We start from the raw sequence: 11,733 nt of genomic DNA on the forward strand, positions 1-11,733 counted from the left end.
CGTCGGAGATTCGGCCCGCGCGCGGCCGAATCTCCACCCCCACCGCGGTGCGTCGGAGAGTTCGGGCCGGTTCTCCGACGATGGCGCCATCCATCCCGGACACGACGAAGGCCGCCCACCCGAGGGTGGACGGCCTTCACGGCGCGACGCGCTAGTTGCTGGTGGGGCGACCGCGACGGGTGCGCAGCTGGTTGAGGGCGTCTTCGAGCAGCTGCTCCGCCTCCTCTTCGCTGCGGCGCTCCTTCACGTACGCGAGGTGCGTCTTGTAGGGCTCCGTCTTCGCCACCGACGGCGGGTTCTCTTTGTCGCGACCGGCCGGAAGGCCGCTCGACGGCGAGTCGATGACGTCGGGGATCTCTTCTTCAGGGAGATTCGCCGCGAAGTAGCGGACGGTCTCATTGCCGAGCGCATCCCAATACGACACGGCGATCCGGTCCGCGTGGAAGCCGCGGTCCTGTTCGCCCATGGGGCCCGCGCCGACGCGCGAGCCACGGATTGCACTGCCTCCGGAAGCCATAGCTCTCTCTCCTACTACAGTGACGCGCTTACGCGCTGAACTTGGTGATCAGGCCGAGCACGACGATGCAGGTGATCCAGATGAGCCCGAGGATGACCGTGATCCGGTTGAGGTTGCGCTCGGCGACACCGGACGCACCGAGGTTGGAGGTGACGCCGCCGCCGAACATGTCGGACAGACCGCCACCACGGCCCTTGTGCAGGAGGATGAGCAGCGTCAGCAGCAGGCTGGTGATGCCCAGCAGCACCTGCAGGACGACCTGGAGAATGAGCACGGGGAACCTTTCGGGAAGCGACCGGGTGAAAACCCGGGGAAAGCCAACGACCAGTATAACCTGGGACGCTGCTCAGAGACCGACGTGCTTCTGGTAGCGGACGATCGCGGCGAACTCGTTGACGTCGAGGCTCGCACCGCCGACCAGCGCGCCGTCGACGTTCGGTTCGCGCATGAACCCTGCGATGTTGCCCGATTTCACCGATCCGCCGTAGAGGATGCGGGTCTTCGCCGCGACGTCGTCGCCCAGGACCTCGGCGATCACGGCGCGCAGAGCGGCCGCGACCTGCTCGGCCTGCTCGGGCGTCGCCGCCTGGCCGGATCCGATGGCCCACACCGGTTCGTACGCGACCACGAAGTCGGCGGCCGAGTCGACCTTCGACAGCGCGGCGCGAAGCTGCGCAACCGGCACAGCGCTCGCGCCGTGGACCTCGAGGTCTTCTGCCGTCTCGCCGACGCAGATGATCGGCGCGATGTTGTGCTTCAGCGCCGCGGCGACCTTGCCTGCCACCTGCTCGTCGGACTCGGCGTGCAGCGTGCGCCGCTCCGAGTGGCCGATGATCACGTAGCGGGTCTCCAGCGCCTCCAGGAAGGCCGCCGAGATCTCGCCGGTGTACGCGCCGGACTCGTGCTCGGAGACATCTTGCCCGCCGAAGGCCAGCGGCAGCTTGTCCGCCGAGATCAGCGTCTGCACGCTCCGCAGGTCGGTGAACGGCGGGAACACCGCCACCTCCACCGCGGAGAAGTCGTGGCTGGCATCCTTCAGCGTCCACGCCAGCTTCTGCACGAAGGCGATCGCCTGGAGGTGGTCCAGGTTCATCTTCCAGTTGCCGGCGATGAGCGGAACACGCCGCACCGAGGGGCTCACTGCTGCCATCCGAGGACCTCCAGTCCGGGGAGTCGCTTGCCTTCGAGGAACTCGAGGCTCGCGCCTCCGCCCGTCGAGATGTGACCGAACTGGTCGTCGCGGAAGCCGAGCGCACGCACGGCCGCTGCGGAGTCACCGCCGCCGACCACGCTGAGGCCGTCGACCTCGGTGAGCGCCTGTGCGACCGCCTTGGTGCCGGCCGCGAACGGCGCCAGCTCGAACACGCCCATCGGCCCGTTCCAGAAAACGGTGCGGGCGCCGCGGACGTACTCGGAGAACAGTTCAGCCGTCTCAGGGCCGATGTCGAGTCCGAGTCCCTTGTCGCCCCAGTCGGTGTCTTCGATCGCATCGACGGGACGCACTGCGTGCTCGGCGTCGGCACCGAATTTCGAGGCCACCACGACGTCGCGAGGCAGGACGATCTCGACCCCGAGCTCCTCGGCCTTCGCCAGATAGCCCTTCACGGTCTCGATCTGGTCGGCCTCCAGCAGGCTGGAACCGACCTTCAGGCCCTGAGCCGCGAGGAAGGTGAACAGCATCCCGCCGCCGATGAGCAGCGAGTTCACCTTGGGCAGCAGGTGCCCGATGACCCCGAGCTTGTCGGACACCTTCGATCCGCCGAGCACGACCGCATACGGGCGCTCCGGGTTCTCGGTCAGCCGGTCGAGCACCTCGAGCTCGGCCTGGATGAGCGTGCCCGCTGCGCTCGGCAGGAGCTGCGCGAGCTCGTACACGCTGGCCTGCTTTCGGTGCACGACGCCGAAGCCGTCCGAGACGAAGGCGTCACCGAACGCGGCGAGCTTCTCGGCGAAGGCCTTCCGCTCGCCCTCGTCCTTCGAGGTCTCCCCCGGGTTGAACCGGAGGTTCTCGAGCAGCGCGACGTCGCCGTCCTTCAAGCCGTCGACGGCCTGCGCGGCACCCGAGCCGACCGTGTCCTGCGCGAAGGTCACCGGCTGGCCCAGCAGCTCGGAGAGCCGCTGGGCCACCGGGGCCAGGCTGTACTTGGCGTCGGGCGCACCGTCGGGGCGCCCGAGGTGGGAGATGACGACCACCTTCGCGCCCTGATGGATCAGAGCGTTCAGCGTGGGAATCGACGCTCGCACGCGGCCGTCGTCCGTGATCTTCGAGCCCTCGAGGGGCACGTTGAGATCGCAGCGGACGACGACCACTTTGCCGGCGAGCGAACCGAGTGCGTCGAGTGTGCGGAGCGTCACGTCGGTTCCCGGCGCTTAGAGGCGCTCGGCCACGTACTCGGTCAGGTCGACCAGACGGTTGGAGTAGCCCCACTCGTTGTCGTACCAGCTCGAGAGCTTGACCTGGTCGCCGAGGACGCGCAGCAGGCCGGAGTCGAAGATCGACGAGTGCGGGTCGGAGACGATGTCGCTGGAGACGATCTCGTCTTCGGTGTACTTCAGGATGCCCTTGAGGGGACCCTCGGCGGCCTTCTTGTAGGCGGCCTTGATCTCGTCGACCGTGACCGGGCGCGAGGCGGTGACCGTCAGGTCGGTGATCGAGCCAGTGGGAACCGGCACGCGGAGGGCGAAGCCGTCGAGCTTGCCCTTCAGCTCCGGGAGGACCAGGCCGATCGCCTTGGCGGCGCCGGTGGAGGTCGGAACGATGTTGATCGCGGCGGCACGGGCGCGGCGCAGATCGGAGTGCGGGCCGTCCTGCAGGTTCTGGTCGGCGGTGTAGGCGTGGACCGTGGTCATCAGACCGCGCTCGATGCCGAACTCGTCGTTGAACACCTTCGCCAGCGGGGCGAGGCAGTTCGTGGTGCAGGAGGCGTTGGAGATGATGTTGTGGGCAGCCGCGTCGTACAGGTGCTCGTTGACGCCCATGACGAACGTCGCGTCCTCACCGGTGGCGGGGGCCGAGATGATGACCTTCTTGGCGCCGGCCTCGATGTGCTTGCGCGCGTCGTCGGCCTTGGTGAAACGGCCGGTCGACTCGATGACGATGTCGACGCCCAGGTCGCCCCAGCCGAGGTTGGCCGGGTCGCGCTCCGCGAGGACCTTGATCGGGTTGCCGTTGACGACGATGTTGTCGCCGTCGAGCTCCACGGTGGCGTCGAGCCGGCCCGTGATGGAGTCGTACTTCAGCAGGTGCGCGAGCGTCTTGTTGTCGGTGAGGTCGTTCACCGCGACGATCTCGAGGTCGCTGCCCTTGGCCAGGGCCGCGCGCAGGTAGTTGCGACCAATGCGACCGAACCCGTTGATTCCGATCTTTACGGACACAGATGACTCCAGTTACTCGATGGGCGCCGGACGGCGCACTTTGGTGGGTGGTTGTTGCGGACGTCGGCGTCCCGGGAGGCTCCCTCCCGGGACGCCATCCTGCCTACGACAGTAGCAGCAGACCCGCGGTCTTCTCGCGCGCCCGGACGAAGCGGGCGTCGACGTCGCCCCAGTTGGTGATGTTCCAGAACGCCTTGACGTAGTCGGCCTTCACGTTGACGTAGTCGAGGTAGAAGGCGTGCTCCCACATGTCGAGCATGAGGAGCGGCACGGTCGCCGCGGCGAGGTTGCCCTGGTGGTCGTACAACTGCTCGATGATGAGCTTCTGGCCGAGCGAGTCCCAGGCGAGGATCGACCAGCCGGAGCCCTGGATGCCCAGCGCCGAGGCGGTGAAGTGGGCGCGGAACTTGTCGAAGGAGCCGAAGAACTCGTCGATGGCCGCACCGAGCTCGCCGGCCGGCTTGTCGCCGCCGTCCGGAGAGAGGTTGTTCCAGAACACGGTGTGGTTGACGTGGCCGGCGAGGTTGAACGCCAGGTCCTTCTCGAGCTTGTTGACGTAGGTCAGGTCGTCGGCGTCGCGGGCTTCCGCGAGCTTCGCGAGCGCGGTGTTGGCGCCGTCCACGTACGTCTTGTGGTGCTTGTCGTGGTGCAGCTCCATGATCCGGCCGCTGATGTTCGGCTCAAGAGCCGAGTAGTCGTACGGAAGGTCCGGCAGCGTGTAGTCAGCCATTACTCATCTCCACTGTTGTTGTGATTCGAGCGACTCGTCGAGTCCATCAAGAGCAACCCGGTCGACCCGCGGATGCTTCCAGCGGGCCCAAGTCCCCTCCCGAAGTTACACCTCGTCGAGATCGGCCGGGAGGCTCGCTTCCGTCCCGGGGATGCCCAGGTCGCTCGCACGCTTGTCGGCCATCGCGAGCAGCCGACGGATGCGTCCGGCGACCGCGTCCTTGGTCATCGGCGGGTCGGCGTAGTGGCCGAGCTCGTCGAGACTGGCGTCGCGGTGGGCGAGGCGGAGCTCGCCCGCGTAACGCAGGTGCTCCGGGACCTCCGGGCCGAGGATCTCGAGCGCGCGGTCCACGCGTGCGCACGCGGCGACCGCGGCCTGGGCCGAACGGCGCAGGTTCGCGTCGTCGAAGTTGACCAGGCGGTTCGCGTTGGCGCGAACCTCGCGCCGCTGCCGCAGCTCGTTCCAGTTGGCGACCGTCTGCGCGGCGCCCATCGCGACCAGCATCGCGCTGATCGCCTCGCCGTCGCGGATCACGACACGATGCACGCCGCGGACCTCGCGAGCCTTTGCCTGGATACCGATGCGGCCGCCCGCTCCGACCAGCGCCATGGCCGCCTCATTGCCCGGGCAGGTGACCTCCAGCGCCGCTGAGCGGCCCGGGTCGGTCAGCGATCCGCTGGCGAGGAATGCACCCCGCCAGACGGCGGCGAGCTCGTCGCGCGAGCCGGTGGTGAGCCGGTTCGGCAGCCCACGGATCGGACGGCGGCGTGCATCGAGGAGGCCGGTCTGGCGGGCGAGCGTCTCGCCGCCGTCCAGCACACGGACCAGGTACTGGCTGGTGCGCCGCATCCCCGAGGCGGAGATCACCGACACCTCGCTGCGAACGCCGTAGAGCTCCGCCAGGTCTTTGCGCACCCGCCGCGCCAGCTCGGGCGTGTCGAGCTCGCTTTCCACCGCTATCCGGCCGCCGATGAGGTGCAGGCCGCCCGAGAACCGGAGGATGGTGGCCAGCTCTGCAGCCCGGACGGTGGTCTTGCTGACCTCGACCTTCGTGAGCTCGTCCTTGACGTCGGAGGTGAGAGCCAATCGGATTCCTTACTGTCTCAAGGCGGGGGTGGTGCCGTGGATGGGAGGGCCGGGATCATTCACGGCCGAGGTCGCGGTGTTTGGTGTTCACCGCCAGACCGGGGAAACTGCGCAACCGCGCCGCGAGCTCTTCCGCAATCGCGACGGACCGGTGTTTTCCGCCAGTGCAGCCTATCGCGATCAGCGCGTGACGTTTGTTCTCGCGCTGGTAGCCCGCCATGATCGGCCGCAGCGCCGAGACGTAGCCGTGGATGAAATCGTCGGCGCCATCCTGCTGCAGGACATAGTCGCGCACGACCTCTTCGAGGCCGGTGTGGGGCCGGAGCTCGGGGACCCAGAACGGATTCGGGAGGAACCGGGCGTCGGCGACCATGTCGGCGTCGGCCGGCAGCCCGTACTTGAACCCGAAGCTCATCACGGTCACCTGCACGTCGGCAGCGTCCTCCGCCGCGAAGGTGTCGGTGATGTTGGTGGCGAGCTGGTGGATGTTCAGGTCGGAGGTGTCGACGATGATGTCGCTCGCCTCCCGGATCTCACGGAGCCGTGTGCGCTCGGCCGAGATGCCGTCCAGGATGGTGCCGTCGCCCTGCAGCGGGTGCGGCCGGCGCACCTGCTCGAAGCGGCGCACGAGCACAGCGTCGGAGGCCTCGAGGAACAGCACGCGGATCTTCGTGCCCTCGCGGAGGCTCTGGATCAGGTCGCGCAGGTCGACGAAGAAGTTGCGCCCGCGTACGTCGACCACCGCCGCGATGCGCGGGAGGCCGGACTCGGCCCGGTTGGCCAGCTCGATCAGCGGGCGCAGCATCTGCGGCGGGAGGTTGTCGACGACATACCAGTCGAGGTCCTCCAGGGCATTCGCGACGGTCGAGCGGCCCGCGCCCGACATCCCGGTGACGATGAGCACTTCCTGCTGCTCGGCGCTTGCGACTGTGTCGCCGTCGGTGGCCATCGACCGGTCTCCTCCGCTGCTCCCCTGGTGTGCCCCCAGCCTAGCGACTGAGGTCGGCCGCCCGCCCGTCTTCCGGCTGCGCATCGGTGGAGGTGGTGTCGCTGCGCGCACTGTCGGCCAGCCGCTCGAACACGGCGGTGGCGAGCCGGGGACCGACGCCGCGCACCTCGGCGATCTGCTCGGGCGTGGCCTTGCGCAGCTGGGCCACCGATCCGAAGTGCTTCAGCAACTCCTTCACCCGCGACGGGCCGAGGCCCGGGATCTCACCGAGCACCGTGCCGATGTCGCGCTTGCGCCGAGCGCGCTGATAGGTGATGGCGAAGCGGTGGGCCTCGTCGCGCAGCCGTTGGATGAGGAAGAGCGCGTCGCTGTTGCGGGGCAGGATGACCGGGAAGTCGGAGTCCGGCAGCCAGATCTCCTCCAGCCGCTTCGCGATGCCCGCGAGCTGGATGCCCGTGACCCCGGACTCGTCGAGGGCGCGCTTGGCGGCGGCGACCTGCGGCTGGCCGCCGTCGACGATCAGAAGGTTCGGCGGGTACGAGAACTTGCGGCGGCGGCGCTCGGCAGCGTCCACCACCTCCTCTGCTCCTGCCGCGCCTTCGGCGTCGAGCGCGGTCTCCTCGTCGACGGCCTCCTGGGCGGCCTCTGCTGCGGCCTGCGCGGCGCTGGCCCCCGTGGCGGTGGCGGAGATCGCGTCTCCGCTCGCCGACGGGTCCTTCAGGTATGCCAACCGGCGGGAGATCACCTGGTAGATGGATTCGGTGTCGTCGGTCGATTCGGGGATGCTGAAGCGGCGGTACTGGTCCTTGCGCGGCAGCCCGTCCTCGAAGACGACCATCGACGCGACGATGTTCGTCCCGCTGAGGTGCGAGACGTCGTAGCACTCCATCCGGAGCGGAGCGTCGTCCATCCCCAGGGCGTCCTGGATGTCGTTGAGCGCCTTCGAGCGGGCCACGAAATCGGAGCTGCGCCGGGTCTTGTAGAGCACCAGCGCGTTCTTGGCGTTCATCTCGACGGTCTGCGCGAGGGCAGCCTTCTCACCGCGCTGCGCGGTGCGGAGTTCGACCCGGCCGGTGAGCCGGCCACGCGGGGCCGACGGGTCGGGCGTCTCGCGGCGGCGCTGGGTCAACCACTGCTCGAGCTCGGCCGTGTCGTCGGGCAGCTCGGGGACGAGGATCTCGCGCGGTGGCGCGTCCGGGCCGTCGTAGGCGTTCTGGACGACTGTCTCGACCAGCTCGCCCAGCCCGACGTCGAGCTCTTTGTCGACCACCCAGCTGCGGACACCGCGCACGCGGCCGCCCCGGACGATGAACTGCGTGACCGCAGCGGCCAGCTCGTCGTGCGCGATGCCGAACACGTCGGCGTCCACGTTGTCGGTCAGCACGACGGCGCTCTTGCCGAGCACGCCCTCCAGCGCCTGGATGGCGTCGCGGTGCCGGGCTGCCGCCTCGTAGTCCATGGTGCTGGCGGCCTGCTTCATCTTCTCGGTGAGGTCGCGCAGGTAGCCGCTGTCGTTGCCCGCCATGAAGGAGGCGAAGTCGATGGCGAGCGACTTGTGGTCCTCCGGCGTGATGCGCCCGACGCACGGCGCAGCGCACTTGCCGATGTCGCCGAGGAGGCACGGACGGCCGGTGAGCTCTGCGCGGCGGTAGACCCCGTCCGAGCAGCTGCGCATGGGGAACGCCTTGAGCATCAGGTCGACCGTCTCGCGGATCGCCCAGACCTTCGTGTACGGGCCGAAGTAGCGCGCGTCCTTGATGTTGCGGTTGCGGGTGATCATCACCCGGGGCACGCGGTCGCCGAGGGTCACCGCAAGGTAGGGGTAGGTCTTGTCGTCGCGGAACTTGACGTTGAACGGCGGGTTGAACTCTTTGATCCAGGTGTACTCGAGCTGCAGCGCCTCGTACTCGGTGCCGACGACCGTCCATTCCACGCTCGACGCGGTCGTCACCATGCGGCGCGTCCGCTCGTGGAGGCTGCGCAGCGGCTGGAAGTAGTTGCTCAGCCGCGCACGCAGGTTCTTCGCCTTGCCTACGTAGAGCACGCGCCGGTTCTTGTCGCGGAAGCGGTACACGCCCGGCTGGGTCGGGATCTCGCCGGCCTTCGGCCGGTAGCTGACGGTGTCTGCCACGGCGCTACGCGGCGCCCCGGGCGGAATCGCTCTGCAGGATCTCTTTCAGGAAGAACCCGGTGTGGCTGCCCGGCGTCTCGGCGACCTGCTCCGGCGTCCCGGTGGCGATCACCTCGCCGCCGCCCGCGCCGCCCTCCGGACCCATGTCGATGATCCAGTCCGCGGACTTGATCACGTCGAGGTTGTGCTCGATCACGACGACGGTGTTGCCCTTGTCGAGGAGGCCGTTCAGCACCAGCAGGAGCTTGCGGACGTCTTCGAAGTGCAGACCGGTGGTCGGCTCGTCGAGCACGTAGACGCTGCGGCCGTTGGAGCGGCGCTGCAGCTCGGTGGCGAGCTTGACGCGCTGCGCCTCACCGCCGGAGAGGGTCGTCGCGCTCTGTCCGAGCCGGACGTAGCCGAGGCCCACGTCGACCAGGGTCTGCAGGTAGCGGTGGATGGCCGAGATCGGCTTGAAGAACTCGGCCGCCTCGCTGATCGGCATGTCGAGCACCTCGGCGATGTTCTTGCCCTTGTAGTGGACGGAGAGAGTGTCGCGGTTGTACCGGGCTCCCCCGCACACCTCGCACGCGACGTAGACGTCGGGCAGGAAGTTCATCTCGATCTTGATCGTGCCGTCGCCCGAGCAGGCCTCGCAGCGGCCTCCCTTGACGTTGAAGCTGAACCGGCCGGGCAGGTACCCGCGGGTCTTCGCCTCCGGGGTCTCGGCGAACAGGGTCCGGATGCGGTCGAACACTCCGGTGTAGGTGGCGGGGTTCGACCGCGGGGTGCGGCCGATCGGCGCCTGGTCGACGTGCACGACCTTGTCGAGGTTCTCGAGCCCGGACACCGTGCGGTGCTTGCCCGGCACCTTGCGGGCGCCGTTGAGCTTGTTGGCCATCACCCGGTAGAGGATGTCGTTGACGAGCGAGGACTTGCCCGACCCGGAGACACCGGTCACCGCGACGAACGTGCCGAGCGGGAAGTCGACCGTCACCTTCTTGAGGTTGTTGGCCTCCGCATCGACCACGCGGATCATCCGCTTCTTGTCGATCTTGCGGCGCTTCGCCGGGATGGCGATCTCGCGCCGCCCCGCCAGGTAGTCGCCGGTCAAGGAGTCGGAGTTCTTCAGCAGATCGTCGTACGAGCCGGAGTGCACGACGTGACCGCCGTTGACCCCGGCGCCCGGACCGATGTCGACGACCCAGTCGGCGGTCCGGATCGTGTCTTCGTCGTGCTCGACCACGATGAGGGTGTTGCCGAGATCGCGGAGAGCGACGAGCGTGTCGATCAGCCGGCGGTTGTCCCGCTGATGGAGGCCGATGCTCGGCTCGTCGAGCACGTACAGCACGCCGGTGAGGCCGGAGCCGATCTGGGTGGCGAGACGGATGCGCTGCGCCTCACCGCCGGAGAGCGTGCCGGCGGCGCGGGCGAGGTCGAGGTAGCTGAGTCCCACCTGGATGAGGAAGTCCAGACGCACCGTGATCTCGCGCAGCACCTGCGCGCCGATCTTCTGCTCGCGCTCGGTCAGGTGAAGCTTCTCCATGAACGAGCGGGCGTCGCTGAGGCTGAGCTGGGAGGCGTCGGCGATGCTCTTGCCGTGCACCAGCACGGCCAGCACCTCGGGCTTGAGGCGCTTTCCGCCGCAGACCGGGCACGGGACCTCGCGGAGGTACTCCGCCCACCGGGCACGCTGCGTGTCGGTCTCGGCCTGCAGGTACTGCCGCTCGATGTACGGGACGACGCCCTCGAAGCCGGAGGTGTACGACATCTCGCGGCCGTAGCGGTTCTTCCACCGGACCTTGACTTCGAAGTTGTCGCCGTGGAGGACCGCATCCTTGACGTTGTCCGGGAGCTTCTTCCATGGGGTCTTCAGCGAGAACTTCAGGTCGCGGGCGAGGCCGTCGAGCAGCTTCTCGTAGTAGTTGAAGAGTCCCTTGCCCTGCGTCGTCCACGGCACGATGACGCCCTCGGCGATGCTGAGGGTGTCGTCGCCCAGCAGCAGCTCGTCGTCGACCGACATGCGGGTGCCGAGGCCGGAGCACTCCGGGCAGGCGCCGAACGGGGCGTTGAACGAGAAGGTGCGCGGCTCGATCTCGGTGAGCTGGATGGGGTGGCCGTTCGGGCAGGACAGCTTCTCGCTGAAGTTCTGCCAGGCGGCCGCACCCTCGCGGTCGACGTAGTTGACCTGGACCAGGCCGTCGGTCAGGCGCAGGGCGGTCTCGAGGGAGTCGGTGAGACGGCCGAGGATGTCCGGTCCGGCGACCAGGCGGTCGACGACGACGGAGATGTCGTGCTTGTACTGCTTCTTGAGCGTCGGCGGGTCGGAGAGCTGGATCTGCTCTCCGTCGACCAGTGCGCGGGAGTAGCCGCTCGCCGCCAGCTCCTTGAAGAGGTCGACGAACTCCCCCTTCTTCTGCGAGACGACGGGGCTGACGACCATGTACCGGGTGCCCGGCTCGAGCTCCATCAGCTGGTCGGCGATCTGCTGGACGGTCTGGCGCTGGATGCGCTCACCGCAGATCGGACAGTGCGGCACGCCGATGCGCGCCCACAGCAGACGCATGTAGTCGTAGATCTCGGTGATCGTGCCGACGGTCGAGCGCGGGTTGCGGTTGGTCGACTTCTGGTCGATCGACACCGCGGGGCTGAGACCCTCGATGAAGTCGACGTCGGGCCGGTCGACCTGCCCGAGGAACTGGCGCGCATACGCCGACAGCGACTCGACGTACCGGCGCTGCCCCTCGGCGAAGATCGTGTCGAACGCGAGCGACGACTTGCCGGACCCGGAGAGCCCCGTGAAGACGACCATCGAGTCTCGCGGGATCTCGAGGTCGACGTTGTGGAGGTTGTGCACCCGCGCGCCACGCACGCTGAGGTGCGACCCGGTCACCCGGCTGATGCTGCCGAAGTCGCTCCTGCTCCGGTCGTCACTCACTCGATCGCTGTTCACTCGCCCGCTGCTC

The 11,733-nt window shown here is 68.2% G+C and carries 10 protein-coding genes; all 10 read right to left on the reverse strand.

All coding sequences use genetic code 11. The features are described 5' to 3' along the window. Positions 1–151: 151 nt before the first annotated feature. Complete coding sequence (locus tag SB754_RS08065) at positions 152–517, reverse strand: RNA polymerase-binding protein RbpA (RefSeq protein WP_410781814.1); 366 nt, start codon at positions 515–517, stop codon at positions 152–154. Between the two features lie 28 nt (positions 518–545). Then, on the reverse strand, positions 546–791 hold the full coding sequence (gene secG / locus SB754_RS08070; RefSeq protein WP_018191139.1) for a preprotein translocase subunit SecG: 246 nt from the start codon (positions 789–791) through the stop codon (positions 546–548). Between the two features lie 72 nt (positions 792–863). Continuing rightward, complete coding sequence (tpiA, locus tag SB754_RS08075) at positions 864–1,667, reverse strand: triose-phosphate isomerase (protein WP_410781815.1); 804 nt, start codon at positions 1,665–1,667, stop codon at positions 864–866. Beyond that, positions 1,655–2,872, reverse strand: a complete 1,218-nt coding sequence (locus tag SB754_RS08080; protein WP_410781816.1) for a phosphoglycerate kinase — start codon at positions 2,870–2,872, stop codon at positions 1,655–1,657. Before SB754_RS08080 ends, tpiA begins: the two co-directional genes overlap by 13 nt. Before the next feature lie 15 nt (positions 2,873–2,887). After that, the gene (gene gap, locus SB754_RS08085; RefSeq protein ID WP_410781817.1) at positions 2,888–3,892 is read right to left on the reverse strand and encodes a type I glyceraldehyde-3-phosphate dehydrogenase; all 1,005 of its coding nucleotides are present in this window, start codon (positions 3,890–3,892) and stop codon (positions 2,888–2,890) included. A gap of 103 nt (positions 3,893–3,995) precedes the next feature. Next, positions 3,996–4,622, reverse strand: a complete 627-nt coding sequence (locus SB754_RS08090; protein WP_410781818.1) for a superoxide dismutase — start codon at positions 4,620–4,622, stop codon at positions 3,996–3,998. Positions 4,623–4,727: 105 nt separating this feature from the next. Then, positions 4,728–5,708, reverse strand: coding sequence for a DNA-binding protein WhiA (gene whiA, locus SB754_RS08095; RefSeq protein ID WP_410781819.1), 981 nt, complete (start codon positions 5,706–5,708; stop codon positions 4,728–4,730). A gap of 55 nt (positions 5,709–5,763) precedes the next feature. Beyond that, the gene (rapZ, locus tag SB754_RS08100) at positions 5,764–6,657 is read right to left on the reverse strand and encodes an RNase adapter RapZ (RefSeq protein ID WP_410781820.1); all 894 of its coding nucleotides are present in this window, start codon (positions 6,655–6,657) and stop codon (positions 5,764–5,766) included. Between the two features lie 40 nt (positions 6,658–6,697). Further along, complete coding sequence (gene uvrC / locus SB754_RS08105; protein ID WP_410781821.1) at positions 6,698–8,788, reverse strand: excinuclease ABC subunit UvrC; 2,091 nt, start codon at positions 8,786–8,788, stop codon at positions 6,698–6,700. A 4-nt stretch (positions 8,789–8,792) separates the two neighbouring features. Further along, on the reverse strand, positions 8,793–11,705 hold the full coding sequence (gene uvrA, locus SB754_RS08110; protein ID WP_410781822.1) for an excinuclease ABC subunit UvrA: 2,913 nt from the start codon (positions 11,703–11,705) through the stop codon (positions 8,793–8,795). Positions 11,706–11,733: the final 28 nt, after the last annotated feature.

The sequence above is a fragment of the Leifsonia sp. SIMBA_070 genome, assembly GCF_046534635.1.
Classification (GTDB): domain Bacteria; phylum Actinomycetota; class Actinomycetes; order Actinomycetales; family Microbacteriaceae; genus Leifsonia.

Coding starts and splice junctions, on each gene's coding strand:
- SB754_RS08065 (WP_410781814.1), bottom strand. CDS start 517: ATGGCTTCCGGAGGCAGTGCAATCCGTGGCTCGCGCGTCGGCGCGGGC.
- tpiA (WP_410781815.1), bottom strand. CDS start 1,667: ATGGCAGCAGTGAGCCCCTCGGTGCGGCGTGTTCCGCTCATCGCCGGC.
- SB754_RS08090 (WP_410781818.1), bottom strand. CDS start 4,622: ATGGCTGACTACACGCTGCCGGACCTTCCGTACGACTACTCGGCTCTT.
- rapZ (WP_410781820.1), bottom strand. CDS start 6,657: ATGGCCACCGACGGCGACACAGTCGCAAGCGCCGAGCAGCAGGAAGTG.